We start from the raw sequence: 25,602 nt of genomic DNA, 5'->3' as shown, positions 1-25,602 counted from the left end.
CTGAATCCCCTCCCGACCCGCGCGTGTGGCAAACAAGACCAAACGTACCAACTTAAGGCCGGTGTGCGCCGATTACTCAACTGCCAGGTAGGCGCCGACGAAGGAGAGGCTCGGTGTTAAGGTCGCCTAGTTCTGACACGGGGTGCTCCGCATGGGCGGGGCTGAGAACACACCCGGGAACCTGATCAGGTAATGCTGACGAAGGGATGTCATGGCTACTACGCAGCCTGCATACAATTCTGCCGAAAACTCGGTGGCCACAGCGCCGTCGACGGATCGGTTCACCGATCGACTCTGGGCCGAGACGAAGGCACTCCGCGAGTCGATCGACTCGCTCGAGTTCCTCCGACGCCTCGGCGACGGAACACTGCCTCTCGACGCGTTCCGAACCTACATCGAGCAGGACAAGCTCTATCTCGAGGGATATTCGAAAGCGTTGTCCCTGGTCGCGGCGCACGCACCGGATCCGCAGTCCGCGGGCTTCTGGTCCAATTCCGCGTCCACGGCAGCGACAGTGGAATCTGCGCTTCACGACGGACTGCTCACCGGTGGAATTCTTCCCGCGGGATCGGGAAAACTGGAGCATTCGCAGGCCTGCCTGGGATACGTCTCGTATCTGACGGCGACTGCAGCAACCTCGCCTTACCCGGTCTCCGCAGCGGCAGTACTCCCCTGCTTCTGGATCTACGCCGAGGTCGGCCGCGATCTTGCCGCTTCAGCGCGCGAGGTGCTCGACGCCGATCCGTCACACCCGTACGCGCAGTGGGTCACAACCTACGACGCACCCGAATTTCACGAGTCTGTGGCGCAGGCTCGCGTACTGGTCGACGCGGCCGCTGAGGCAGCCACCGAGACAGAGCGTGACGCGATGAGTGAGGCGTTCCGCATCGCCAGTCGCTACGAGCTGATGTTCTGGGATTCCGCACTCCACCAGCAGCCTTGGCCGGCGTCGTGATGTCGTTTGCGGCACTACGCCGCACCCTCGCCACCTCTGCCGCGATCGCAGCCGCATTCACAGTTCTGACCGGATGCGCCGCCGACACCGGCTCTTCCGACGGGACCATTCGGTTCGCACTCGACTGGACACCGAACACGAACCACACCGGTTTGTACGTAGCACTCCAAGAGGGCTACTTCGAGGACGCCGGCCTGGACGTCTCGATCCTGCCGTACAACAACACCTCGCCAGACACCCTGGTCGATGCCGGCAATGCGGAGTTCGGCATCAGCACACAGAGTCAGGCCACGTTCGCCCGTGCAGCCGGCGCCGCCACTACGTCCGTCATCGCGCCACTTCAGCACCGCGCCACCGGCATCGGTGTGAAGGCGGATCGTGCGGACATCACGCGCCCACGTGATCTCGACGGGAAAACGTACGCCGGGTTCGGCGATCCCGGCGAAGTCGAAACGCTGCAGCAGATCATCCGCAACGACGGCGGGACCGGGAACTTCACGACGGTCACGCTCGGAACTTCCGCGTACGAAGCCGTGTACTCGGGCCAGGCAGACTTCACCGTCTCCTACTTTGCGTGGGAAGGCCTCGAAGCGGAGCGAAACGGAACTCCGATGCGGTACTTCCAGTACACCGATTACGGCTTCCCCGATGCGTATTCGATCGTGATCAACGGCAACCAGCAGTGGTTGAAGGACCATCCCGACGAGGCACGCAAGTTCGTCAAAGCCGTTCAACGCGGATATCAGACTGCTGCCGACAACCCGGACCAGGCCGCGCAGGATCTCATCGACGCGAACCCCGGAGCTTTCACCGACGAAGACCTCGTGCGTGAGAGTCAGCGGATGCTCGCCGCCGACTACATGAAGGATGCCAACGGCGTCGTGGGCGCCCAGAATCTCGAAACCTGGTCGGGTTATTCGGGATTTCTCTTCGACAACGGATTGCTCGCCGGACCGGACGGGAAGCCGCTGACCCAGAAGCCGGACTTCTCGGAGTACTTCACCAATGAGTATCTCGACGCGTCCTGACGTGAGCGGGCGATTGGCTTCGACCACGCGGCGGGCGCTTCCCGCGCTCGCCGTGGTGGTGCTGCTCGTGGCGGCGTGGCAGATCTACGTCGAGATCAGCGGGATTCGGCCGCAAGTACTTCCGTCCCCGGGCCGCGTTCTGTCTCAAGGATGGGCCAACCGCGAGATCATCTCCGGACACGCCTGGTCGACGTTGCAGGTCACGCTGGTCGGCTTCACCGTTTCGCTGGTATTGGCCTGGATTCTTGCTGTGGTCGTGGACTTTTCACCGTGGTTGTCACGAGCCCTGGTGCCGTTGTTCGTCGTCTCGCAGACGTTGCCGATCATCGCCATCGCGCCACTGATGATCATCTGGTTCGGCTTCGGACTGCTGCCGAAGGTCTTGGTGATCGCCCTTGCGACGTTCTTCCCGATGACCATCGGCCTCATCGAGGGATTTGCCGCGGCCGACCGGGAGGCGGGCGCTCTCCTGCGCAGCATGGGCAGCACTCGCTGGCAGGAGTTCCGCTACGTCCGCCTTCCTTCGGCGATTCCGCGATTCTTCACTGCCCTGCGTATCGGCATCACCTACGCGGTCGTGGGTGCAGTGTTCTCCGAATACGTCGGCGCTACTTCCGGTTTGGGTATCTACATGAGCACCCAGAAGAACTCCTTCCGCACCGACCTGGTGTTGGCGGCTGTATTGGTGACCGCGTTGATCAGTGTCACGCTGTACTTGCTGACGTTCGCCATCGAGCGCATCGTTGCACCATGGGCGATGAACGAAAGGTCACGGACATGACTGACCCCATGGTCGAAATCCAGGACCTGACCAAGAGGTTCGACACTGCCGGAGAATCGCGTCTCGTGCTCGATTCGGTGTCCTTCTCCGCCGAATCCGGCGAATTCGTGTCAGTGATCGGGCCGAGCGGTTGCGGCAAGAGCACGATCTTCAACGTCCTTGCCGGGCTCGAATCTCCGACCTCCGGTTCGGTCCGTGTGGGCACGCGCGCAACAGAATCCGAAGCAGCCGCCGAGGTACACACCGCGTACATGCCGCAGAAGGATCTGCTGTTTCCCTGGCGCTCGGTACTGGACAACACGGCCCTCGGTTTGGAAGTTCAGGGAGTCGCCAAGAAGGAAGCACGCGAGCGGGCTCGTGAGTTGTTCCCGGCATTCGGCCTGTCCGGATTCGAGGACGCTCGGCCGTCGCAGCTCTCGGGCGGCATGCGCCAGCGAGCGGCGATGCTGCGCACCGTCGTTCAGGGCAAGCCTGTCCTGCTGCTCGACGAGCCGTTCGGCGCTCTGGACTCGTTGACTCGCACCGAGATGCAGGCCTGGCTGCAAGACGTATGGCAGCAGTACCGGTGGACCGTGTTGATGATCACCCACGACATTCGCGAGGCAATTTATCTGTCCGACCGCGTGGTCGTTCTGTCTGCGCGTCCGGCGACGGTCAGGTGCGTCGTCGACGTTCCCTTGCCGAGGCCACGCGAATTGGACATGATCACCTCGCCCGAGTTCGCCGAGGTCGAGCGTGAACTGCTCGCCGTGCTCCACGACGAAACGCGCAAATCGATGCGGCCGTAGCGATTACTGAAAATGCACTGAGAGCGCGCCGATTTCACCTGCCGTTCAAGAGAAAGTGCATCGCGAGGGTGCAACTTCGCGTAGGATGTCGCGGCACTTTCGCCCAAAACGCCTTAATATCAGCAAGATCCGAACGCTCGACACGCAGTCCGTCAACGCTGCACAATTCTCTGTACTCTTCGGTAACGTACACTCGGTCGCCTACGAGACCAACGGCCAGAAGGTAACTGGACGGTAAAGCGGAATCGTGGAGGCACAGTCATCGCAACAGATTTGGAAAGGGACAGCGTGAGCACACTGCAGTCAGGTCAGAGCCTCGGAGTCGGCCAGGAACTCAAGTCCGACAACGGCGCGTACACCCTCAGCTTGCAGGACGACGGCAACCTGGTCCTGTCCGAGGGTGGACAGGCTGTTTGGGCCGCAGGCACCAACGGATCCGGCGCCAACCGCGCCGAGGTGCAGGCTGACGGAAACTTCGTCATCTACAAGGACTCCGACGCCGTGTGGGCATCGCAGACCGCAGGCAACGATGGTGCCTCCCTCTCGGTTCAGGACGATCGCAACGTCGTTCTGTCCGCCGGCGGAAACGCTTTGTGGTCTTCGGACACCGCAATCGAGGCACCGGCCGCCGAGGCTGCCCCCGAGCCCGCTCCGGCACCGGAGCCCGAGCCTTCGCCCGCCGCTCCGGCAGCGCAGAGCTACACCGTCGAAAGCGGCGACACCCTGTGGGCGATCGCAGAGCGCTTCTACGGTGACGGCAACCAGTACCAGCGCATCGCGGATGCAAACGGCATCCCGAACCCGGATCTCATCAACGCCGGTCAGGTACTGACGATCCCCGCCTGATTCACTGCTTGACCTGGCCCTGGGTGCCGACGTTCGCGTCGACCCCCAGGGCCTTTTGTGTTCTACGCCACACAGATTCGTGTCTCGCCCAGCAGGCCCTGATACTCCATTGCGGCATCTTTTCGCCTACAGTACTTCCGTACTGCTCCCGAAGGACAGGTGTGCATGAAAGACAGAACAGTCATGATCGGCGCTGTCGCAGTGGCCGCTCTCTCTCTGACATCAGGCCTCGTTTTCGGCGGAGCAGCCGGCGCATTCGGTGCCGGCGGCCCTGTGGTGAAGCCTCCCGCTCTGGTCTCGTCGGTTTCCGTAGAGTCCGTCGCCGGGATCGAACCGGCCGCGTTCTACAGCTCGGTGGCAGTTCCTACCGTTGTCATTCCACCGACGCCGACCTGGCGAATCGCCGACGAGACGACTGCTCCTCGCAATCAGCCGCTGGTGGTGACCGCGACAAGCACGAGTTCCGCCACCTCGACCACTACTGCAACGAGCACGACAACACCGGTCTCGTCCACGACCTCCGCGTCGGCCACCGCGACCTCGTCACCGACCGCGACAGCCACGACCACCAAGACCAGCACCACCCCAGTGGTCACGACCGGGTCCACGCCGCCCGTCGTCGAGGTCTCGCCCGTTCTCGCCGGATAGTTCTCGCTCATTCGGCTGCATACCGCCTGGCGTGACGGCGGTTACAGACACACTTCAGTCGCCGGTCCCGAATACCCGATCTACCTGCGGCGACCTTCGTCGTCCACACGGCCTGTGACCCGCTGCAATCCGGTCGACCGGAAAAGGACAGCAGCATTGTCGGAGCCTCGCGTTACCGTATAGGTCTGAGCTTTTGCGGAAGGAGGTGGCTGATGAGCGCAATGGGCTTCGATCTCGATGTCAGTGTCGACCGGGCATGGGCAGAATTTCAACGTCGCCTCGGCGATCACATCTCCATCATGGTCGACGGCGATGTTCTTGCCGTGGAATCGTCCACCGGCGACTTCGATCCAGCCGACGGCGCAGCGCCATGCGTTCAGTTCCTCGTGTGGGACAAGAACACAGTCCGCTGCGAGGTTCCTTCCAACGACTTCCTTCATCCTCGCTATCGACTCGAAGACGCCGACGAACAAAAGTTGATCGCACTCGGCTGGAATCCGCCTTCCGAGAATCTCGAGGACCCGAACAACTCCCCCGCCTTCTGCGTCGACAAGGCACAGAACTGGGCCGACCAGCTCGCAGCGATGACAGTCGCCGCCTTCCGTGACGTATTCGGTGTGCAGCACCCGGCCTTCCTCGCCGGCGATCTCACCGGCAACGAGCAGACTCCGGATTTCGATCCGTCGGTTGTCGAGTCGACGGAACTACCGACACTCGACCCCACCGCGGCGTACATGCCCACCGATATCGACCATCTCAAGGAGTTGGTCACTCTCGCATTGATTCCTATGCTCGGCACTCTTCCCGAGCGGGACAGCGACGGGGACATACCAATTCGTGTCGGCTCGACCGTCATGTTCGTGGGTCCGCTGTCCGAGTCCATGGACGTGCAGTTGTTCTCGCCGCTCGTTCAGGACATCAGCAACCGCACCCGCGCAGCCGAGGTCATCGCCGATCTCAACCGCAAATGGTCACGCATCAAATTCGTCTTGATCGACGACCGATTGTCGGTGTTCCTCGAGGTAGCGGGTTCACCATTCGTTCCGAAGCAACTGACGGATACGTGCGCGGCCTTGACGTCCTTCCTGCGCACTGTGGACGACGAATTCGCCGCACGTGTCGGCGGAGACCTCTTCTTCGCGAACAAGAACGGTGATTCCTCCTCGCTACAGCCCGATCTGACGGCCGAGGACCTGCCTCCCGAACTCGAGACCCTGTTGCACCTCGATCTGGATGTGGCCGAGGATCTCGATGCGGTGGCCGACGTCTGCGGTCGCGATCGCGATCTGATTCTTCAGCTCCTCCACATCAGTAACGAATGGCAGATTCAGTTGCGTAGTCAGGCCGTCGACGCCCACAGTCGCGGGGACGCCGAAGAGGCTGCGGGCTACGAGGATCAGGTCGGTGGGTGGGAACTCATGGTCGACCGCCTGCGCGGGGCTTTGCGACTGGTGGTCCTGCCCAATTCTCAAACCGAGACGCCGGCGAAGCCGCAACCTGAGCAGATGGGCCTGTTCGCCGATCCCTTGCAGCAGAGCCTCTTCGACGATCCGTCCTGAGACGACGGATCGCCCTTCTCACTATTCGAAGTGGGATTTGAAGATCTGGCCGTGGACGCCCACGGTTCGATCGACTACCTGTGAGACCGTGAAATCCGCTGCGGCAGAAAGATAGGCGTAGGCCGTCGCTCGATCCATTCCGCGATCATGCTCGAGGAAGTCGAGCGCGTTGACCACCGCGCGCCGCATGGCGCCGTTGAGGTCACTGTTCTGCCCATCGACCGAACCGTTGGGGTCGGACAGGCCGATCGGAATCCAGGCCTCCTCGGTCTCGGCGAACGGGTATCCGAATGCCACCGATGGGGCGTCGCCAGAATCCTTCTTGCACACGCTCAGTCGGAACGTGCCGCGCAGCGAACCTTCCATCGCCGTCAGCGCTGCCTCGCCGTCGCCCATGGCCATGTGTGGGTCACCGACGTAGAACAGGGCGCCTTCGGCAAAGACCGGCAGGTAAAAGGTTGATCCGACGCCGAGATGCCTGATGTCGATGTTCCCGCCGCCCAGCGTCGGAGGAATGGAGTTCGACGACGGGGATGTCGGATCGGCGTCCGTGGAGTAGGCAACTCCCATCATTCCCATGAACGGACGCAAGGGAAACCGCACCTTCGACTTTCCGAAGGGCATCACGCCTTTGCCGTCTTCGATCGCTGTGAAAGTGGAAACACCGCCGTACTTCAACGGATCCTTTGTCGCCCGCCCGTCCGTGGCGACCGGCGGCATGACTTCGTCCAGAGTGATTCCCGCCGGAGCAGTTCCATCTGCCGTGACGGCGAGAGCGCCCTTGCCGTGCCTGCTCGACACAACACCGTACGGCACGCGGGGAATGGCTTCGAGGGTCTCGATCTTGAGTACGTCTCCAGGCTGTGCGCCTTCGACGAAGACGGGTCCGGTGACGACGTGGGGGCCGTCCTTGTCGAAGTTTCGTTCGGTTCGGTTGTATTCGGCCGCAACGGCAATCGCGTCCTCGAGCACGTCTTGCTCGGAAACGCCTTTACTGCCGAAGTATTCGAGGGGATTGCGACCTTGATCCTCGAGGATTCCCTCGTGCGAGAGGGCGTCGATGGTGACGGTCTGGCCCGACTTCATCCGCATCACTTCGCGGGTATGAATGTTGGGCACATAGCCCCACATGACGTCCGACGGATCCGAACTCAGATAGTGATCGCCGCTGACATTTCCGCGGCCCGGTTGCAGGATCGGAACACCATCGGCGAATGGCACTGCAGAGGAGGATGATCCAGCCGGCGACGCGTTGGAGTGTGCGCACCCCGATGCCACACCGGCAACTCCTACGCCCGCGCCGAGGGCAGCGACTGCCCTCATGAAGCCGCGTCGGCCAAGTCCTTGCGTCAGGTCTTCGGCTGCGTTGCGGGCAAGCGTGTTTTCCATCGAGATTCCTCCGGAGTGCGTGACGATGTGCGACTGCGAAGAAAGCTAGACCCGATTTGTTACTCGTTCATTGCCATTTCATGGCAAGGAAATACCTTTGACTGAGAATGAATTCAGCGACGACGAAGCCGCCAGAGCGAGGTCGTCTCTCGTGCCCGGGCAGCGTGAAGCGCATCGGTTCGGTCACTGACCTTTGCGTGCGTCGGCTTGACGTCCATGCGGTCGACAACGGTGAGTCCACCAGCCGCGATCAGGTCGTGCAATTCCGATCGCGTTCGGAGACCGAGGTGTTCGGCAATGTCAGAGAGGATCAGCCACGCCTCTCCCCCGTCGTCCAGATGCGCTGCGACGCCTGTCAGGAAGCCCTTCAGCATCGCTCCAGCGGGGTCGTAGACGGCGTACTCGATGGGAGAGGTGGCTTTGGCCGGAATCCAAGGAGGATTGCACACCACCAACGGGGCAGAGCCTTCGGGAAAGAGGTCGGCTTCCACCACGTTCACCTGATCGCCGTAGCCAAGCCGCGAGAGGTTGCTACGGGCGCATTGCAGTGCCCGGGGGTCCTGGTCGGTGGCTGTCACTGTCTTGACGCCGCGCTGCGCCAGTACGGCGGCAAGAACGCCGGTGCCGGTGCCGATGTCGAAAGCCGATTCCGTCGACGGCAGTGGCGCAGACGCGACAAGGTCGACATACTCGCCGCGGACGGGTGAGAACACTCCGAAGGCGGGATGAATTCGCTCGTCGAGAGCCTCGATGAAAACACCTTTGCGGTGCCACTCGTGAGCGCCGATCGCGCCGAGGATGTCACGCAACGAGCGAACCGACGGCTCACCGGTAATCCCGAAGGCTTCGGTCAAAGCTACTTGCGCGTCCGGGGAGCGCCGAAGTGGAATCGACAGATCTGCATCCAAGGGAATGAGCAGCATGCCGAGAATCTGCGCTCGGCGTCCTTGGGTCTGCCGGTGGAGATGGAAGGCTTTGGCGGGATCGTCGGAGGCTCGGCGCGGCTTGCGGTCGATGCGCGACGCCACGGCCTTGGTCAGTTGGCGAGCGTTCTGAAAGTCTCCGCGCCACAGCAACGCCGTGCCTTCACACGCCAAGCGATAGGCGTCGTCGGCCTTCATCGTGTCGTCGGCGACGACGATGCGCTTGGGCGCCGGGGCGTTGCTCGTCGAACCCCAACGGGCCGATTGCTCGGCGTCGTTCTCGGTCCACACAGCGAATTGTTCAGTCATGTAAGCCCTTCCGGCGTCCGACGCATGGCGGCCGGTCTACCGGCTGATGTGGTCCAGATCTGCAAAATCTGCTTGTCTGGTGTCCACACTAGTCGGGACCGGCCGCGCTACATGACTGCGAGAGGGATGTCAGCCCTTGGCTACGCGAGCTGCCTCGGCGATCCGAGCCTCGGCGACCGCGTCAGCAGCCTCGCCGGCGAGGATTCCGTCGTTCTTCGACTTCGCGAAGATCTCGGTGACCGTGTCGAAGATCTTCTCGACCTTGAGCTTGACCTCCTCGGCCGAGTTGCCCTTCAGCTCGCCGGCGACCTGGATGAGGCCGCCGCCGTTGGCCACGTAGTCAGGGGTCCAGGTGATGCCGCGGTCGCGGAGGATGTTCTCGACCTCGGGGACGGTGAGCTGGTTGTTGGCAGCGCCGCAGACAACCTCGGCCTTGATCGAGAGTGCGGTCGCGTCGGTGAGGGTTGCGCCCATCGCGCACGGTGCGTAGACGTCGAGATCAGCGTCGATGATGCTGTCGACGATGCTCACCTGCGGGAAGTCCGCCTTGACTCGGTCGAGCGCTGCGGCGTTGACGTCGGTCGCGAGAACGGTCGCGCCGTCTGCGAGGAGAAGTTTGATGAGTTCGTAGCCCACCTTGCCCGTGCCCTCGACACCAACGGTCTTGCCCGCGAGCGACGGAGTGCCCCAATGCGACTGCGCTGCGGCGCGCATCGACTGGAATACGCCGAGGGCCGTCATCGGCGCGCTGTCGCCGGAACCGCCGACGGTGGCATTGCGGCCGACGACGAAGTCGGTGTTGCGACCGATGATGTCGAGATCGTTGGAGTTGGTTCCGACGTCACCAGCGGTGATGTACCGGCCACCGAGGGTCTGGACGAATTTTGCGTAGGCGCCGAGCAATTCGTCGGTCTTGGCCGTCGCGGGGTCGCCGATGATGACAGCCTTGCCGCCGCCGAGGTCGACGCCGGCAACCGCAGCCTTGTAGGTCATGCCGCGCGAGAGGCGCAAAACGTCTGTGACTGCGGCAGATTCGTCGGAGTACGGGTAGAAGCGCGTTCCGCCGAGCGCGGGGCCGAGCGTCGTGGAGTGGATGGCGACGATGGCCTTGAGGCCGCTCGCGGGATCCTGGAAGAAGCTCACCTGCTCGTGGGGGTAATCGCGCAGATAGTCGGCGCGATCGAACACGCCCGCAGTGTCGTCATGGGAAACAACGGAGTTCACGGGCTCGGCGGTGAGAGTCATTGTGGGATAGACCTTTCCGAAGAATTACGGGGTGCAGTCGAAATATTGGGGCGAAGTGTTCATTGGGTACTATTGGGACAAATAACCCAAAGAGAATCCCGCTGAGCAATTCGTGGAACCAATGCTCTGCCTGAGTTACGATTTGGTCAATGCAAATCTCTTGAACTAGTCAATTCGATCATCCAGTGACTCAAATCACTGAGGAGAGGTTCACAAAGTGCTCAGCATCGACAAGCTCGACGTCCAGTTGCTCGGACTGCTCAGCAAGGACTCGAGGATGAGTGTGGCCGAGTTGGCCAACTCGTTGGGCGTCGCCCGCAACACCGTCCAGTCGCGAATGAAGCGCATGGAATCCAACGGACTTCTCACCGGGTTTCGGCCGAATCTCAATCTCCCCGAGGTCGGTATCCCGATTCAGGCATTTGTCGGTCTGGAGCTCGAGCAGGGCAAGATCAGCGCAGTGGCCCGCAGTCTGACCGAGTTGCCCGAGGTGATCGAAATTCACGCCACAACCGGTCGCGAGGATTTGCTCGTTCGCGTCGCCACGTCGACGCACGCGGCGCTGCAGAAGTTGGCCGAGCAGATCGTGTCGCTTCCAGGCGTCACGCATTCCACCACGACCATCGCTCTGACCAATCCCCTTCCGTATCGAATTCAGCCTCTCCTCGAGCACCTCACCAATGACGCCGGCTGGGGTCGTTCGACTGCCTTCCCCCGTCAGCAGGACTAGGACGGGTGGTCGCGGCGATGCTTCCCGGTGCGCTAGTTTCATGGTTATGAGTGAGATCCAGGGACAGCGCATCGCGTTCATTCAGGCGACGTGGCATCGCAACATCGTCGACCGTGCACGCGACGGATTCACCGACGCGATCGTCGAGCTCGGCTACCCCAAGGACACGGTTGATTTCTTCGAGGTACCGGGGGCTTTCGAGATCCCGCTGCATGCTCGGCGGTTGGCCAAGACCGGCCGCTACCAGGCGATCGTTGCCGCAGGTCTGGTCGTCGACGGCGGAATCTATCGGCATGACTTCGTGGCGACGGCTGTCATCGACGGTCTGATGCGCGTGCAGCTCGACACCGACGTTCCGGTTTTCTCGGTGGTCTTGACGCCGCATCACTTCCACGAGCACGCCGAGCACGTCGACTACTTCAGCACGCATTTCGTGAAGAAGGGCGCCGAGGCTGCGCGCGCGGTCGACGCTACCGTCAAGTCGTTGAAGGCCCTGCCCACCAGCTAGTCGTTTCCCAAGTCTCGCTGAGTCGAATGCCATCGGCTCAGCGAGATTTTTTGTGTCTATCGAGGGGTGTCGACGCTTGCCAGTGTGGAGGCATTCGAGTCGTCGACTTCCCCGTAGCGGTCGACGCATTGTTGGAAGAAGTCCCGCATCTCGGTGATTACAAGCGCATGACTGAGAAGAGACTTTTCGAGTGAATCGGCACCACCGGTGGCCTTTTGGGCAAACTTGCCAGCCATGTCTTTTCCCGACTGAAGTGTCCCAAAGCAGTCCAAGGCAGTAAGTCTGTTCAAGTTGCCTGCCATGTCTTGCAACTCGGCAAGAAACCCCTCACACGCGACGGCAAGCTGTGCTGCAACATTTGGGTCGAGGTCAATGCTGTGGGCACTTGGAGTTCGCCAGGCATTGGTCTCAGACATTAGATCCTCAATTCGGCCGATAGAACACGGGTTTAACTAGGGAGACGTTGATCGAGCAGGTTCGCGTATTGTTGCGTGAGCTCGCATGTCGACCCTTCGGGCTTAACAGCAAGTTTGGTATCGACGCTGAGCCAAATCGCCCCCTGCGCAGCAGGCAAGGCGACGAAACATCTGACAAGGTCGGCATCCGCCTGAAGATGGAACTCGACGCCGTCTCGCTTGCCGATCGTCACGGGCTTGAATCCCACGTAGTTCGGATTCTGTTTGGTGGTCTCGATGGAACTTTCGGTCGAAAAAATCGAAAAGTAATACCAGGACTCAGTCCACGAACAGATTTTCCAACCCGGCTGCTCGACGCCGGCGATATCAACTTCCTCGGTAGCCGGATCAAGCCCCACTTCTTCCAGAACTGAGTCCGGGATGTCCTTGCACGGATCGAACAAACCCTCTTGACCCGACGCCGGCTGCGGCGCCCCTTGTACCGACGCGCCACACCCGGCTGCCAGTGCGCCCACGAACAGAACGGCCGCCACACTGCAGGCCTTCATCCGAAAACTCACGAGCCCGGGAGGTCCTGTCCTGCAAGCATGACTGCGTTGGAAGCATCGACACCGCTGTAGCTGTCCAGACACTTCTGAAAGAAGTCCCGCATCTCGGTGACCACCTGGATGTGGCTGTTCAACGACTTCTCCAACGAATCTTCACCGCCCACTGCCTTCCTGGAGAATTTCGCGGCGAGGTTGATGCCAGATTGGAGCGTCCCCATTCCTTTAGCGTCCTGCACAACTTCTACGCTTCGAAGCGCTGCCGCCAGTTCGTCGAGCAGCGCCTTGCAAGCCGAAGCCATCCTTGCAGCCGTGTCGAAATCCAAGGCTAAATGATCAGAACTCAGTCCAGTCATCGTTCCCATCCGGTCCACTCCGGGGCGAGCTCACGCTCGCCCAACATTACGGTTGGTGCAAGTCCAGCGGCTATCTAGGCAAGGCGGTCAACAATGAATGCGCGTACTCAGACGCGAGACCACACGTCGAGCCTTCCTGCTCTGCAATACCTTTCGTATCGACTACGATCCAGACAGAACCCTGTTTCGCTTCCAACGCGATATAACACTTGTCGATTTCGACATCTGAAGCTCGGTGGTACTGCACGCCGCGGCGCTCGTTCAAAGAAATTTCTTCAAAGCCGGTGTAGTCGGAGTTCTTCTTGGCATCGTCCACGGTGAAGCGGTTCGAGTAAACAATTAGGTAGTACCACGGTTCTGTCCACGAACAGATCTTCCAGCCGGGTTGTTCGACCCCTTCGATGTCAACTTCCTCGGTAGCCGGATCAAGCCCAACTTCTTCCAACACCGAGTCCGGAATGTCCTTGCAGGGATCGAACAAACCCTCTTGGCCGGATGCAGGCTCAGCCGCCCCCTCCACGACTGAGCTGCATCCTGCCGCAGCCCACACCAACATCCCAGCCATGACCAGTCGCCCAACCCCCACCGACCCCCGCATGGCACCCCCCTGTTGATGTGGACCCACTCTATTGGATGCATCGGAGACCCCATCGGTTCCCGCAATCTTGAAATTCCCAGGTCAAGATCGCCAGTTCACTCAGAGCGCATCTCCAGCGATTGACGCTCAGCTCAGCAGTCGCATACTGGAGAGGTTGACTACGACTTCGGGAAGGCACCGAGTGAGCGCACCGAAAGCCCCGGCCAAACCAGCGATCCTCAGCGTCGACGACGATCCGGGTGTTTCGCGTGCCGTCGTCCGAGACCTCCGCAAGCGGTACGGCGAGAAGTACCGAATCATTCGCGCGGAGTCCGGCGACCAGGCCCTCGAGACCTTGCGCGAAATGAAACTTCGCGGCGATGCAGTCGCTGTCATCGTTGCCGACTACCGCATGCCTGGTTTGAGTGGAATCGAGTTCCTCGAACAGGCAATGGATCTGTATCCCGTAGCTCGGCGCGTTCTCCTCACCGCGTACGCCGACACTGATGCTGCGATCGACGCCATCAACGTCGTCGACCTCGACCACTACCTCCTCAAGCCGTGGGATCCGCCGGAAGAGAAGCTGTACCCCGTCATCGATGCGCTGCTCGATGCCTGGGCGAGCTCGAGTCATCACCCCGCCGAAGAAACAAAGGTGATCGGCCATCGTTGGTCGGAGCGATCATCCGACGTTCGAGAATTCTTGGCACGCAACCAACTTGCCTATCGCTGGTACATGTCGGACGAGCCGGAAGGCCAACGACTGCTCTCGGCTGCCGGCACCGACGAACTGCGCCTTCCCGTCGTAATCGCGTCCAATGGGGATGTCCTCGTCGAGCCCACTGACGCCGAACTCGCCGACAAACTCGGGTTGAGCACTACTCTCTCCGAAGACTTTTACGATCTCGTTGTCATCGGCGGCGGCCCCGCCGGTCTGGGAGCCGCCCTGTACGGCGCTTCGGAAGGACTTCGGACGGTTCTCATCGAACGGCGAGCGACTGGCGGCCAGGCCGGCCAGAGTTCGCGGATCGAGAACTACCTCGGCTTCCCCGACGGAGTCTCCGGCGCACAGTTGGCCGATCGGGCGCGGCGCCAGGCAACCAAGTTCGGCGCCGAGGTCATCACGGCTCGCGACGTCACCGGTCTGGAAATCAACGGCTCGGCCCGCACAGTGCGTTTCGACGACGGTTCGTCGGTCGATGCCCATTCGGTCATCTTGGCGACAGGTGTTTCCTATCGCCAACTTTCGGCGCCGGGGCTCGATACATACACCGGCCGAGGGGTCTACTACGGGTCAGCCGTCACCGAAGCTGCACGGTGCAGCGAGCAGGATGTGTACATAGTCGGCGGTGCCAATTCGGCCGGCCAAGCTGCGGTCTACCTCTCCCGAGGAGCTAGGTCAGTCAACATTCTCATTCGCGGCAACTCGCTCGAAGCCTCGATGTCGTACTACCTGATTCAGCAGATCGAGAAGAATCCGAAGATCACCGTGCGCACGTGCACGGAGGTGATCGGAGCCGAGGGTGACGATCACCTCGAACGAATCACGCTGCGTAACAGAGCTACCGGAGAGAATGACACCGTCGATGCTCAGTGGTTGTTCATCTTCATCGGTGCCGCTCCCCTAACCGACTGGCTCGGCGACGTGGTGGTCCGCGACGGAAATGGCTTCGTTCTTGCCGGCCCGGACCTTCCGTCCGAAGGCGTCACACCGGACGGGTGGCCGCTCGACCGCGCACCACATCATCTCGAAACCAGTGTCCCCGGAGTATTTGTCGCCGGGGACGTACACGCCGAATCGGCCAAACGCGTCGCGTCGGCCGTCGGAGAGGGCGCGATGGCCGTGATGTTCGTCCACCGCTATCTCGCTCAACAATAGGGAGATTCGATGTCCATTCCTGAGTGCAGCCCCGACCTGCTTCGCACCCTGTTCCTGTTCGACAAGCTCACCGATGACCAGCTCGAATCACTGTGCCAGGCAGGCCATATCGCCGAGATCGATCGGGGGCAGGTCTATCTCGAAGGTGAGCCTGCCACCTGCTTCTACGTCCTCATCGAGGGCGAGGTGGTGCTGTCCAAGCTGTCGGGCGGCGAAGACATCGAGATCAACAGGACCACCCAGCGCGGCGTCTACTCGGGAGGCTGGACGGCGTATCTCGGCGATCGTGTACCGCAGGTCTACGCGGGGTCGATGCGAGTGACGACTCCTTCGACGTTTTTCGTCCTGGACGCCGACAAGTTCGGCAACGCGATGCGCGAGTGGTTTCCGATGGCGGTTCATCTACTCGAAGGTGTTTTCTTCGGCAAGAAGAACACTCAGCAGATCATCGATCAGCGAGAGCGACTCCTTGCACTCGGATCACTTTCGGCCGGGTTGACTCACGAGCTCAATAACCCTGCAGCCGCGGCGGTTCGAGCGACAGCCTCTTTGCGCGAGCGTGTCGCAGGCATGCGTCACAAACTGGGAATGGTCGCGTCGGGCACCTACGACCGCGATGCCCTCGTCACTCTCATGCGGCTTCAAGAGGAAGTTGCAGAGGTTGTCGCCAAGGCGCCGACGCTCACTCCCCTCGAAGCCTCGGATCGAGAGGATTCGTTGGGTGAATGGTTCGAGGATCATTCGATTCGAGAGGGTTGGGATCTGGCTCCGACCTTCGTGCAGGCTGGTCTCGACACCGCTTGGCTCGAGAATGTTGCTGCAGCCGTAGACGAGTCGGTGCTAGAAGGCGCAATTCGCTGGTTGAATTACACCATCGAATCCGAACTCCTGATGAACGAGATCGCCGACTCCACAACGAGGATTTCGACTCTCGTCGGTGCAGCCAAACAGTATTCTCAGATGGACCGCGCGCCCTTCCAGACCATCGATGTCCACGAATTGCTCGACAGCACGTTGATCATGTTGGGGCAAAAGATCGGAAGCGGAATCGAAGTCGTCAAGGAATACGACCTCGCGCTGCCACCGATCGACGCCTACGCCGCCGAACTCAATCAGGTGTGGACCAACCTGATCGACAATGCGGTGTCTGCCATGGACGGATCGGGAACACTCACCGTTCGGACAAGCCGCGATGGAGACCGCGTGTGCATCGAGATCTGCGACACCGGCGCCGGGATTCCCGATGACGTCATCGACAGGATCTTCGAACCCTTCTTCACGACTAAGCCTGTTGGTGAGGGAACCGGTCTCGGCCTTGATATTTCGTGGCGAATTGTGGTCGGCAAGCATCGTGGTGAGCTTCGGGTCACGTCGGAGCCCGGTAACACCCGGTTCAGAGTTTTGCTGCCCATCGCGGGCCCACCGCGGGATACGCGCGACGACTAGCCACCTTGCACGGCCGGTAGGCAAAGCGCACGATGAAATGACCGACTTCAGTCAGCGAGAGGGTGGACCATGACCGACGGACTTCCAGCGGGGATCGATCCGAGCGTGCCGCCCAGTGGCGCGGGATGCGTCGACTGCGATGCGAGCGGCGGTTGGTGGGTGCACCTGCGTCGATGCGCGCAATGCGGTCACGTGGGGTGTTGCGACTCCTCACCGTCACAGCACGCGAGCAAGCATGCGGCCTCGACGAAGCATCCGTTCATGCAGAGCTACGAACCCGGTGAGGATTGGTTCTGGAGCTTCGAAACCAACGAGTCATACGATGGACCTGAATTGGCTGCGCCCACTTCACATCCCGTAGATCAGCCGACCCCAGGGCCTAAGGGTCGTGTCCCAGCCGATTGGCAGCAACACATCCACTGACTCAGTTCGGTTGGTCGATCGACCTTAAAGTCGAGACGTTCGACGACTCCTGATCAAGTGCGTTATCGATGCAGGCTTGAAACTGAGCCTGCATCGCCTCCACGACCGCGATATGACTCGCCAAAACATCGACCAGCGCATCGTGGCCGCCGACAGCCTTCTCCTCGAACTTCGTCTGAAGCGCTCGACCTGATGCGAGCGTCCCTAAACCACCAACCCAACTTAGTTTCCCAGCAGCAACAGACAAATGCTCCAACGTCATTCGGTATTCGCCGCAAGCCGTAACTAGCAATCGCGCCGTGTCCGGATCTAGCGAGAACGAAACCTCGGCCCCGGAGTTCTCATATGAACTCATGCGTAGCACCACCTTCATCAAGCAAGCGACTCATCTGGGGAGCTCCGGGAAAAGTTTGTCGGCAATCATCGAGGCAAGGCCACACGGGTCGATCGGCGTCTCACCGAAATCTGGGGCGATCCGAACGATCAGCACCCCCTGATTGGTCGTCCAAGCTACCGAGCAAATCTGCCCGGTCGTGTCGTCACGCTGCCCGAATCTGATAGCAGGGCCGCCATGAACACTCACTGTCCTTACATCGGCATTGTTGGTGTTCGTTTCGACTTCGTCGAGAGAATAGTCAGTTGACCAGACGCTCAGCGAAATCCCCGTCCCATTCCATGAGCAGATTTCGAATCGTGGAATCTGAACTCCAAGAATCCCGCGTTCTTCAGTCGCCGGATCGACGCCGACGTATCGCAAGGCAATGTCGCTAATGCCAGTACAAGGGTCGAATAGTCCAACGGTCTCGTCAGCTACTACTGCGCGCCCCTCCACCGTCGAGGAACAACCCCCAACCAACAGCGCGGCCGCGACCAGGACCACTGCGCCCCTCACTCTCACAGGACTCCCCTCGTTCGCGGTCCAGATACTCCACCGACACTTCGCTCACTCAATTTGGCAGGTCGATCGACGTCAAGGTAGATGCGTTCAACGATTCTTGGTCGAGCGCGTTGTCGATGCAGGCTTGGAACTGTGCCTGCAGTGTCTCCACCACTACGATGTGGCTCCGCAAAACTTCGACTAGTGCATCGGGGCCACCGACTGCTTTCTGCTCGAACTTCGCCTGAAGGGCCTGACCTGATCCCAAGCTGCCGAATCCGTGCATCGACCCCAGTTGATGCGCGTCTCCAATCGTCACGTTGAGCACATCGATCAATTCGTCGCAGGCCGCGATGAGCGGACCCGCGACCGCAGGATCCAATTTGAACACGGAATGTTCTGAATCATTAACCATATCAACCTTTTTCGCTTGGAATCATTCCCTGGAGAACGAAGGGAGGCCGCTCGTCACTGATCACTCAAGCAGGAATGAATCGCTTCAACGCCCTCGCTTGCCGCACAGCCAACGCGCACATCGCCTCGTGTACGCCTTCACTCGCCATCGCTTCGACTCGTACGAAAACTGCACCCTGAGCAATTGGAATTGCGACAAAACAACGCTCGTTGCGAGTGTCTGATACTTCACGGAATGTGATTGCGCCCTTTCCCACCTCCGGGGCCTCACGGAAATCCGTGTCATCGGGATTGCTACGAACATCATCCAGAGTGCGAAATGTCGACCAAACTCCCAGGTAGTACCAACCGGCGTCCCACGTACAAATCTCGAACTCCGCCTGACGAACACCTGCCACGCCAGCCCTTTCGGTCGCGACATCTGCGCCAAGACCTGAGATCACTTCGTCCGGAATTGCCGAACATGGGTCGAAGAGCCCATCTGCTCCATCTGGGCGAACTGCATGCCCCTCGATAGTCGAGGAACAACCCCCAACCAACAGCGCGGCCGCGACCAGGACCACTGCACCCCTCACGCCCACAGCACTCCCCCTCGTTCGCGGCCCGCTCACAGTATTGGACGCTCCCCAGCACCGATCGGTTCCGCCCCATTGCATTCCGTTGCAACCCTTCACCCACGCCAATAATCGGCCTAGCGTCGATCTACCAGGGGATTCACAACGAAGTGAGGTGCGGATCAATGAAGGCAGCACGGTTCCACGGGCAGAAAGACATCCGGATCGAAGAGATCCCTGAGCCCGAATTGCGGCCAGGAACAGTCAAGCTGAAGGTCGCGTGGTGCGGAATCTGCGGCACCGATCTCCACGAGTACCTCGAGGGACCGATCTTCATCTCCGCACCCGGCCACCCGCATCCACTCTCACACGAGAATGCGCCGGTCACGATGGGCCACGAATTCTCCGGCACCGTCGAAGAGGTCGGCGAAGGTGTCACGGACGTCGAGGTCGGCGAAAACGTTGTCGTCGAGCCGTACTTCGTCTGCAACGAGTGCGCCCCGTGCAAGGCGGGCAACTACCACCTTTGTACGAAGATGGGGTTCATCGGCTTGGCCGGCGGAGGTGGCGGGCTCAGCGAGAAGGTCGTCGTCGACCGTCGCTGGATCCACAAGATCGGCAACATCCCGCTCGACGAGGCAGCTCTCATCGAACCGTTGAGCGTCGCCCATCACGCAGTCGTGCGCAGTGGAGCCGAAAGCGGCAACGTCGCCATTGTGGGCGGAGCCGGACCGATCGGACTCCTCGTTGCGGCAGTTCTCAAGGGTCTGGGTGTCACGACGATCGTCACCGAACTCAGCGAAGCCCGCAAGGCCAAAGCCCTCTCCAGTGGCGTGGCCGACTACGTCATCGATCCCACCACCGAAGACGTCAAGGCGCGCGTCCTCGAACTCAGCGGAGGCATCGGCGCAGACATCGGATTCGAGTGCGCAGGCGTCAACGCCGTCCTCGACACCATGCTCGACACCGTCAGGCCTGCTGGAGTTGTTGTCAACGTGTCGATTTGGGGCAAGCCCGCGACCATCGACATGCAGAAGCTGGTCCTCAAGGAAATCGATCTACGCGGAACCATCGCGTACGTACGTGACCATGAAGCCGTCATCAAGATGGTCCAGGACGGTGTCGTCGATCTGGCGCCATTCATCACCGGTCGTATTCAGCTCGAAGAGTTGATCTCCGAAGGGTTCACCACTCTGATCGAGCACAACGACACTGCAGTCAAGATTCTCGTCAGGTCGTGACCGGACGGGGCACCTCCGGGCCCACCGCAGTCAGCGACCCAGGTGCCCGCCCCTTGCCCCATCCGATCTTCTCTCGGTAGCGGCCGATGTGATCGTCCTCGATCACATCGGCCGTTTCCAATGGTATGGATTGCGGATGCACATACAACGCATCCGTCGGGCAATATGCCTCACACATGAAGCAGGTCTGGCAATCCGATTGGCGCGCAATCACCGGGACGCCCGAGGGTGTCCGGTCGAAAACATCGGTAGGACAAACGTCTACGCACTTGTCGCAGCCGATGCATGTCGGCGCTGACACCAGCTCGATCATGACGCCACCAGTGCAGACCCGACAGATTCGGAAGTTCGGGTCCACACCGAATCCAAACCGCCGCTGAGAACGTGATGGTGCTGCGTCACATCGAGTTCGGGATAATCGTCCCGCTTGCTCATTCCCCGAGTCTCGGTCCGCGCCAACGTCGAGTGGTACATCCAGCGACCGACGGCCGTGATCGCAGCAGCCTGCCGCGCCGCCATCCGACCTGCTGGATCTGCGCCCAGATCCGCACTCACTGCACCCCAAAGCGATTCGAGCTCACCGAGCGCTGCGGATACTCGATCACCGCTGCGGAGGTAGTTCTTGTCGAAGGGAATCAACTGCGCCTGAGCAGCTTTCACAACCTCGTCGGCCGTAAACCCGGTTCGTACCGGATTACGCAATCCGACGGTTCCGGCTCCGCGAAGACCACTGGTAGCCCCACGTCCGACCGACAGCGCATAACGCGCAGCACCGGTTCCCGCCCATGAACCAGAAGACATCGCCCACGCGGCGTTGTGACTTCCCCCGCCGGTAAACCCTCCGCAGATTCGCTCTCGAGTCGCAGCGTCCCCGGCGGCAAACAGTCCTGGAACGGATGACGCGCAATCGTCGTCGACGACGTTGATTCCCCCAGTTCCGCGAACAGTGCCTTCAGCGAGCATGCCGACCTCGAATTTGTCGGTGAAGGGATCGATTCCGCGGCGATCGAATTGCAGGAAGAAGTTGGGCTGTCCCAGCCTCATTCGACGCTGCACCTCGGCGTCGGCCCGATCGATCTGCGCGAACACGGGCTCGTTCCGCAACGTGCTGGCGATGACCGACCGGCCCTTCGCCGAACCGGCCCCTTCGAGCACTCTTCCGTCTGCATGGAAGAACGTCGCGTACGCGTAGTAGGCCGTCTTGGTGATCGTCGATCCGGCCGCTGCGATTCCGTACGCGTTCGAGAACTCCATCCCAGAGAACTCGGCTCCGACTTCCGCTGCCATCAATGCACCGTCACCGGTATCGACGTTGGTACCCAACGCACCGGAGAGAAACGCACAACCTCCGCTGGCGACCACTACCGCGCCTGCCGAGACTCGGTAGTCCTGGTGCTCGTGGCGTTGGTAGCCAGCAGCTCCGCGAACTCGTCCTTCGCCGTCCACCAATAGCTCCAGCGCCGGCGAATGATCAAGGATCCGCACACCGGCTCGACGAATCCAGGTGCGCATCCGTCGCATGTACTCAGGACCCTGCAAGCCGGTGCGGATCTGCTTGCCCGTGCTGGGGTCGACGGGGAACGGATATCTGCCCTCCACCGCGAGGAGATCCATGTTGGAGTAGGTCTGCTCGAGGACGCGGTCCATCCAATGGTGATCGGCCAGATATCCGCCTAGCGCCTCGCGTCCGGCCTTTGCCCGCTCACGTGCAGTCGTATCCGGTTCGACGTACCAAACACCCGTTCCGGAGGGGGCCGTTGCGCCGCTCGTTCCGCAGTAGCCCTTGTCGACCAGGACGACGTCTGCACCGGCCTTGGCCGCGCGCAACGCTGCCCATGCGCCGGCGGGGCCACCACCGATCACCAATACATCGGTGGAGAGTTCGAGGACGTCCGTCACTGGCCAGCTCCTGTCAGAGGTCTACGCAACACTTCTGTTGCCGCAATATTCCTCGAACGAACTACCCAGCGCCACAGTCAGAATCACTGTGAACTCAACCGGTCACCATCGCATCGACAGATGCGCTACGACGCTTCCCGCGCCTCATCTGTGCACAACGCGGAGTACTTGGCGAAGGCTTCCTGCAAGGTCAGCGATTTGCGTCGCTCGGCGATGTCGCGGGGCTTTCCCTGCGCAACACATCGACGCGCATGCTCGATCACAGCTTCACGTATGACGCTCGAAATGTCCGCGCCCGTGAGCTCTTGGAGGGTCTCTAGGGCCCTCAGTTCCTCTACGTCGAATCTCACCGTTACCGATCGTCTAGCCACGCTCAGGATGTTACTTGCGGGTACACCAAATTTGGTGAGTTACATATGCGTCGAGTCGAATATCTTTGGGCGCCAAAACCTTCGAATTCCGATCTACGTGGGTAAATCGTTTTCCACCCGCGGCAAACATGTAATGCAACGCACACGGCGCTAGCCAGCGTGCCGACGGACACTGTCGCTGTCTATGCTTGCGAAATACTGCCTTCGATCGGAGATACATCGCGTGAGCATCGACCACATCGTTTCCGCAGTCGACGGCGATGCTGCCGAGCGAATCAAAACGGCCCTGGCCGAGAGGGCCGCAACCTCGACAGACACGACCACGCTGGTATTCGACGGCGTGAGCATCGAGATTCCGCCGTCGGTCGGCGACGCCGTCGTGCAGCTCCTGACCTACCTCGCGGCCGGGGACAGCGTCGCTCTCGGGCCCGTCGCAGAGCTCCTCACCACCTCGCAGGCAGCAGAGATCCTCGGCGTTTCGGACACGTATGTACGCAAACTCGCCGACGCCGGGAAACTCCCGATCGAACTACGCGGCACCCACCGCAGGTTCCGCCTCGATGACGTGATGGCTTACCGCGAGCAGTTCCCCAAACGCGCCTAGCTCTTCGCGTACATTCCCTCGATCTCCTTCGAGAACCGATCGACGACGACATTGCGCTTGATCTTGAGCGTCGCTGTCATCTCACCGTCTTCCTCGGTCAGATCGCGATCGAGAATGACGAACTTCTTGATCGACTCCGCATGCGAGACAGCTGCATTGGCGTCGTCGACGGCCTTCTGCAGCTCCGCTCGAAGGTCCTTGTCGTCACGCAGTTCGGCGACGGTAGCGCCAGAAGGCTTGCCGTTCTCCGACTTCCACTTCTCGAACACCTCGGGGTCGACGGTCAGCAGCGCCGTGATGTAGGTCTTCCCATCGCCGACGACGACTGCCTGCGAGACGATGGAATGTGAACGGATACGGTCTTCCATCGGACCGGGCGAGACGTTCTTGCCACCCGCCGTCACCAGAAGATCCTTCTTGCGACCGGTGATGGAAAGGTAACCGTCGCTGTCGAGTTCACCGAGATCCCCGGTGCGCATCCAGCCGTTGACGAACGTCTCTTCGGTGGCCTTGTCGTTCTTCCAGTAGCCCTTGAAGACAACCCCGCCGTTGAGTTCGATCTCGCCGTCCTCGGCGATGCGTACCCCGTTGCCGCCCATCGGCTGTCCGACGGTTCCGATCTTCTGAGCACCTGGGACGTTGACGCAGTGCGCCGCAGTGGTTTCGGTGAGGCCATAGCCCTCGTAGATCGGAACTCCGAGCCCACGGAAGAAGTGCCCCAGTTCAGGAGTGAGCGCGCCGCCGCCGGAGATCGCGAACCAGCATTCGCCGCCGAGAGCCTCACGAAGCTTCGAGTACACGAGCTTGTCTGCCACTGCATGCTTCGCCTTCAGGATCAGCGAAGGACCGCCCTTGTCGAGGGCTTGGCTGTACTCCTTGGCAGTGGCTTCTGCGAAGGCGAAGATCGCGCCGGGAATCTTTCCACCGGACTCCGCCTTGCGTGCTGCGCCGTCACGAACTTTTTCGAAGACACGCGGAACACCGAGGATGGTGTTGGGCTTGTACCGCTCGAATTGAGTTGTAATGGTGGCAAAGTCGGACCAGTGCGCCTGCGAAGCACCAGCTTCGAACGTCGCAAGGGACACCGCGCGAGCCAGCACGTGAGCGAGCGGTAGGAAGGTCAGGACTCGGTTTCCCGGAACCGCCACCTTGCCGATCGATGCCGTCAGAATCCCGCGCACCTCGGACAGGAAGTTGCGATGTGTGAGGATGCATCCCTTGGGACGGCCTGTCGTGCCAGAGGTGTAGACGAGCGACGCCAGATCGTCGGCCTTGATGCCCGCGAGTCGTTTCTTCAGCTCGGTGTCGTCAACGTCGGCACCCTGTGCGGTCAGCTTCTCCACAGCGCCGGCGTCGATCTGCATAACGGCTTTGAGAGAGCTTGGCGCGTCCTGGAACAGCTGCTCGTGCGCGCCGGTTTCGACAATCGCGATGACGGCCTCGGAGTCTTCGAGGATCCAGCTGACCTGGCCCTGAGACGACGAGTCGTAGATCGGGACGGTAGCCGCGCCGGCAGCCCAGATGGCGAAGTCGAAGAGCGTCCACTCGTATCGGGTCGCAGAGAGCAGTGCGACGCGGTCGCCTGCCTGCACGCCAGCGGCGATGAGACCGTTTGCGACGCCGGTGACCTGCTCGGCGAACTCTTTGGCTGTGACGTCTACCCAACCCTCTCCCTTGGGGCGGGAGAACACCGTCAGTTCGGGCGTGCGCTCGGCGTGAGTGAAGACGGTGTGCACCACGGACTCGTTGTCGGAGATGGTGAACTGGGCTTTGGCGCTGTACTCACTCACAGGGTGTCATCTCCGTTGGTCTGCGATTCGATGCTGATTCTGAAGCGGTGAAGTGCGCGGGCGAAGTCTGCGACCTCGGACTCGGTCCAATCGTGCAGCCTGCCGGCGACTTGGTCGAGCCGACGCGCGTCGGCGGCGTCGAGGTATTTGCGGCCAGCCTCCGTCAGGTGCAGCGGATTGCCCTGGCGAACGGATCCCGGATCGGCATATACCCAGCCTGCCTCGATGCACCCGCGCACTTGGCGCGAGATGGTCGAGCGGTTGACGCCGAAGACTTCGGAGATCTCCGTGGCCTTGCAGCCGTCGTTGCGGCCGATGAAGGAGAGGAATGAATGCTGCGCGATTGACGGGTGGTCGTCGGAATGCCGATCCCCCGTCATCAACTGGCGCGTCAGGTGCACCAGCTCGTCATGAACGGCTGGTGGACCGGTGAGCGCCATTGCTCCGTCGTGTTGCACTGGGCAACTATAACGCTGCCCCCAGTCCCGATTGCAATATGAC

30 protein-coding genes and 1 riboswitch are annotated in these 25,602 nt (G+C 61.1%); of the genes, 14 read left to right on the top strand and 16 right to left on the bottom strand.

Annotation, left to right across the window (positions count from 1 at the left end; all coding sequences use genetic code 11):
• Window positions 1–128: 128 nt before the first annotated feature.
• Window positions 129–224: riboswitch (TPP riboswitch) on the top strand.
• The 7 genes from ACFT1A_RS25580 to ACFT1A_RS25550 all read left to right on the top strand — a co-directional run bounded on the left by ACFT1A_RS25580 (window position 212) and on the right by ACFT1A_RS25550 (window position 6,605).
• Window positions 212–955, top strand: coding sequence for a TenA family protein (locus ACFT1A_RS25580; RefSeq protein WP_378449270.1), 744 nt, complete (start codon window positions 212–214; stop codon window positions 953–955). It overlaps the preceding riboswitch by 13 nt.
• A complete protein-coding gene (locus ACFT1A_RS25575; RefSeq protein ID WP_378449269.1) occupies window positions 955–1,983 on the top strand; it encodes an ABC transporter substrate-binding protein in 1,029 nt (342 codons plus the stop codon). Before ACFT1A_RS25580 ends, ACFT1A_RS25575 begins: the two co-directional genes overlap by 1 nt.
• Window positions 1,961–2,764 carry an ABC transporter permease gene (locus ACFT1A_RS25570; protein ID WP_378449268.1) on the top strand — a complete coding sequence of 268 codons (804 nt, stop codon included), beginning with the start codon at window positions 1,961–1,963 and terminating at the stop codon, window positions 2,762–2,764. Before ACFT1A_RS25575 ends, ACFT1A_RS25570 begins: the two co-directional genes overlap by 23 nt.
• Window positions 2,761–3,552, top strand: coding sequence for an ABC transporter ATP-binding protein (locus tag ACFT1A_RS25565; protein ID WP_378449267.1), 792 nt, complete (start codon window positions 2,761–2,763; stop codon window positions 3,550–3,552). The genes ACFT1A_RS25570 and ACFT1A_RS25565 overlap by 4 nt, the downstream gene beginning before the upstream one ends.
• Window positions 3,553–3,840: 288 nt before the next feature.
• Window positions 3,841–4,398: a LysM peptidoglycan-binding domain-containing protein gene (locus ACFT1A_RS25560; RefSeq protein WP_378449266.1), complete on the top strand. Its 558-nt coding sequence runs from the start codon at window positions 3,841–3,843 to the stop codon at window positions 4,396–4,398.
• Window positions 4,399–4,563: 165 nt separating this feature from the next.
• Complete coding sequence (locus ACFT1A_RS25555) at window positions 4,564–5,046, top strand: hypothetical protein (protein ID WP_378449265.1); 483 nt, start codon at window positions 4,564–4,566, stop codon at window positions 5,044–5,046.
• Between the two features lie 212 nt (window positions 5,047–5,258).
• Window positions 5,259–6,605, top strand: a complete 1,347-nt coding sequence (locus tag ACFT1A_RS25550) for a hypothetical protein (RefSeq protein WP_378449264.1) — start codon at window positions 5,259–5,261, stop codon at window positions 6,603–6,605.
• 21 nt (window positions 6,606–6,626) lie between these two features.
• Here the strand turns inward: ACFT1A_RS25550 and ACFT1A_RS25545 are convergent, their stop codons facing one another.
• The 3 genes from ACFT1A_RS25545 to ACFT1A_RS25535 form a co-directional block, all read right to left on the bottom strand.
• On the bottom strand, window positions 6,627–7,994 hold the full coding sequence (locus ACFT1A_RS25545; protein WP_378449263.1) for an acetamidase/formamidase family protein: 1,368 nt from the start codon (window positions 7,992–7,994) through the stop codon (window positions 6,627–6,629).
• A 113-nt stretch (window positions 7,995–8,107) separates the two neighbouring features.
• Complete coding sequence (locus tag ACFT1A_RS25540; RefSeq protein ID WP_378449262.1) at window positions 8,108–9,226, bottom strand: methyltransferase; 1,119 nt, start codon at window positions 9,224–9,226, stop codon at window positions 8,108–8,110.
• A gap of 129 nt (window positions 9,227–9,355) precedes the next feature.
• On the bottom strand, window positions 9,356–10,471 hold the full coding sequence (locus tag ACFT1A_RS25535) for a Glu/Leu/Phe/Val dehydrogenase (RefSeq protein ID WP_378449261.1): 1,116 nt from the start codon (window positions 10,469–10,471) through the stop codon (window positions 9,356–9,358).
• 217 nt (window positions 10,472–10,688) lie between these two features.
• On the opposite strand from ACFT1A_RS25535, the gene ACFT1A_RS25530 reads away from it, so the two are divergent.
• Window positions 10,689–11,201, top strand: a complete 513-nt coding sequence (locus ACFT1A_RS25530; protein WP_003941343.1) for an Lrp/AsnC family transcriptional regulator — start codon at window positions 10,689–10,691, stop codon at window positions 11,199–11,201.
• A gap of 46 nt (window positions 11,202–11,247) precedes the next feature.
• The gene (locus ACFT1A_RS25525; RefSeq protein WP_003941401.1) at window positions 11,248–11,709 is read left to right on the top strand and encodes a 6,7-dimethyl-8-ribityllumazine synthase; all 462 of its coding nucleotides are present in this window, start codon (window positions 11,248–11,250) and stop codon (window positions 11,707–11,709) included.
• A 56-nt stretch (window positions 11,710–11,765) separates the two neighbouring features.
• Here the strand turns inward: ACFT1A_RS25525 and ACFT1A_RS25520 are convergent, their stop codons facing one another.
• The 4 genes from ACFT1A_RS25520 to ACFT1A_RS25505 all read right to left on the bottom strand — a co-directional run bounded on the left by ACFT1A_RS25520 (window position 11,766) and on the right by ACFT1A_RS25505 (window position 13,591).
• Window positions 11,766–12,125 carry a hypothetical protein gene (locus tag ACFT1A_RS25520; protein ID WP_378449260.1) on the bottom strand — a complete coding sequence of 120 codons (360 nt, stop codon included), beginning with the start codon at window positions 12,123–12,125 and terminating at the stop codon, window positions 11,766–11,768.
• Between the two features lie 32 nt (window positions 12,126–12,157).
• Window positions 12,158–12,685 (bottom strand): DUF3558 domain-containing protein, encoded by a 528-nt coding sequence (locus tag ACFT1A_RS25515; protein WP_378449259.1) that lies wholly within the window; start codon window positions 12,683–12,685, stop codon window positions 12,158–12,160.
• Window positions 12,682–13,026, bottom strand: coding sequence for a hypothetical protein (locus tag ACFT1A_RS25510; RefSeq protein ID WP_378449258.1), 345 nt, complete (start codon window positions 13,024–13,026; stop codon window positions 12,682–12,684). Before ACFT1A_RS25510 ends, ACFT1A_RS25515 begins: the two co-directional genes overlap by 4 nt.
• 70 nt (window positions 13,027–13,096) lie before the next feature.
• Window positions 13,097–13,591, bottom strand: coding sequence for a DUF3558 domain-containing protein (locus ACFT1A_RS25505; protein WP_378449257.1), 495 nt, complete (start codon window positions 13,589–13,591; stop codon window positions 13,097–13,099).
• Between the two features lie 214 nt (window positions 13,592–13,805).
• Between ACFT1A_RS25505 and ACFT1A_RS25500 the strand changes: the two genes are divergently transcribed.
• The 3 genes from ACFT1A_RS25500 (at window position 13,806) to ACFT1A_RS25490 (ending at window position 17,351) form a co-directional block, all read left to right on the top strand.
• A complete protein-coding gene (locus ACFT1A_RS25500; RefSeq protein WP_378449256.1) occupies window positions 13,806–15,482 on the top strand; it encodes an FAD-dependent oxidoreductase in 1,677 nt (558 codons plus the stop codon).
• A 9-nt stretch (window positions 15,483–15,491) separates the two neighbouring features.
• Window positions 15,492–16,928 (top strand): ATP-binding protein, encoded by a 1,437-nt coding sequence (locus ACFT1A_RS25495; RefSeq protein ID WP_378449255.1) that lies wholly within the window; start codon window positions 15,492–15,494, stop codon window positions 16,926–16,928.
• A 69-nt stretch (window positions 16,929–16,997) separates the two neighbouring features.
• Complete coding sequence (locus ACFT1A_RS25490; RefSeq protein WP_378449254.1) at window positions 16,998–17,351, top strand: UBP-type zinc finger domain-containing protein; 354 nt, start codon at window positions 16,998–17,000, stop codon at window positions 17,349–17,351.
• Between the two features lies 1 nt (window position 17,352).
• Here the strand turns inward: ACFT1A_RS25490 and ACFT1A_RS25485 are convergent, their stop codons facing one another.
• The 4 genes from ACFT1A_RS25485 to ACFT1A_RS25470 all read right to left on the bottom strand — a co-directional run bounded on the left by ACFT1A_RS25485 (window position 17,353) and on the right by ACFT1A_RS25470 (window position 19,298).
• On the bottom strand, window positions 17,353–17,706 hold the full coding sequence (locus tag ACFT1A_RS25485) for a hypothetical protein (RefSeq protein WP_378449253.1): 354 nt from the start codon (window positions 17,704–17,706) through the stop codon (window positions 17,353–17,355).
• Between the two features lie 30 nt (window positions 17,707–17,736).
• A complete protein-coding gene (locus ACFT1A_RS25480; protein ID WP_378449252.1) occupies window positions 17,737–18,231 on the bottom strand; it encodes a DUF3558 domain-containing protein in 495 nt (164 codons plus the stop codon).
• 67 nt (window positions 18,232–18,298) lie between these two features.
• A complete protein-coding gene (locus ACFT1A_RS25475) occupies window positions 18,299–18,619 on the bottom strand; it encodes a hypothetical protein (RefSeq protein ID WP_378449251.1) in 321 nt (106 codons plus the stop codon).
• Between the two features lie 88 nt (window positions 18,620–18,707).
• Window positions 18,708–19,298 (bottom strand): DUF3558 domain-containing protein, encoded by a 591-nt coding sequence (locus ACFT1A_RS25470; RefSeq protein WP_378449333.1) that lies wholly within the window; start codon window positions 19,296–19,298, stop codon window positions 18,708–18,710.
• 83 nt (window positions 19,299–19,381) lie between these two features.
• On the opposite strand from ACFT1A_RS25470, the gene ACFT1A_RS25465 reads away from it, so the two are divergent.
• Window positions 19,382–20,437, top strand: coding sequence for a 2,3-butanediol dehydrogenase (locus tag ACFT1A_RS25465; protein WP_003941279.1), 1,056 nt, complete (start codon window positions 19,382–19,384; stop codon window positions 20,435–20,437).
• Here ACFT1A_RS25465 and ACFT1A_RS25460 read toward each other — a convergent pair.
• The 3 genes from ACFT1A_RS25460 to ACFT1A_RS25450 all read right to left on the bottom strand — a co-directional run bounded on the left by ACFT1A_RS25460 (window position 20,427) and on the right by ACFT1A_RS25450 (window position 22,686).
• The gene (locus ACFT1A_RS25460) at window positions 20,427–20,750 is read right to left on the bottom strand and encodes a 4Fe-4S dicluster domain-containing protein (RefSeq protein WP_378449250.1); all 324 of its coding nucleotides are present in this window, start codon (window positions 20,748–20,750) and stop codon (window positions 20,427–20,429) included. The genes ACFT1A_RS25465 and ACFT1A_RS25460 overlap by 11 nt on opposite strands.
• The gene (locus ACFT1A_RS25455; protein WP_378449249.1) at window positions 20,747–22,336 is read right to left on the bottom strand and encodes an FAD-dependent oxidoreductase; all 1,590 of its coding nucleotides are present in this window, start codon (window positions 22,334–22,336) and stop codon (window positions 20,747–20,749) included. The genes ACFT1A_RS25460 and ACFT1A_RS25455 overlap by 4 nt, the downstream gene beginning before the upstream one ends.
• 125 nt (window positions 22,337–22,461) lie before the next feature.
• Window positions 22,462–22,686: a hypothetical protein gene (locus ACFT1A_RS25450; protein ID WP_162114809.1), complete on the bottom strand. Its 225-nt coding sequence runs from the start codon at window positions 22,684–22,686 to the stop codon at window positions 22,462–22,464.
• A gap of 244 nt (window positions 22,687–22,930) precedes the next feature.
• Here ACFT1A_RS25450 and ACFT1A_RS25445 point away from each other — a divergent pair, with 244 nt between their 5' ends.
• On the top strand, window positions 22,931–23,311 hold the full coding sequence (locus ACFT1A_RS25445) for a helix-turn-helix domain-containing protein (RefSeq protein ID WP_003941392.1): 381 nt from the start codon (window positions 22,931–22,933) through the stop codon (window positions 23,309–23,311).
• Here the strand turns inward: ACFT1A_RS25445 and ACFT1A_RS25440 are convergent.
• Entirely contained in the window at window positions 23,308–25,101 is a 1,794-nt protein-coding gene (locus ACFT1A_RS25440; RefSeq protein WP_378449248.1) for an AMP-dependent synthetase/ligase, read from the bottom strand. The two genes, ACFT1A_RS25445 and ACFT1A_RS25440, sit on opposite strands and share 4 nt — an antisense overlap.
• On the bottom strand, window positions 25,098–25,559 hold the full coding sequence (locus ACFT1A_RS25435) for a MarR family winged helix-turn-helix transcriptional regulator (protein ID WP_003941330.1): 462 nt from the start codon (window positions 25,557–25,559) through the stop codon (window positions 25,098–25,100). Before ACFT1A_RS25435 ends, ACFT1A_RS25440 begins: the two co-directional genes overlap by 4 nt.
• Between the last annotated feature and the right edge of the window lie 43 nt (window positions 25,560–25,602).

The sequence above is a fragment of the Rhodococcus sp. NPDC057135 genome, from assembly GCF_042670865.1.
Classification (GTDB): Bacteria; Actinomycetota; Actinomycetes; order Mycobacteriales; family Mycobacteriaceae; genus Rhodococcus_F.
Note: the sequence above shows the minus strand (reverse complement) of the source record. Positions and strands in the feature narration are given on the sequence as shown.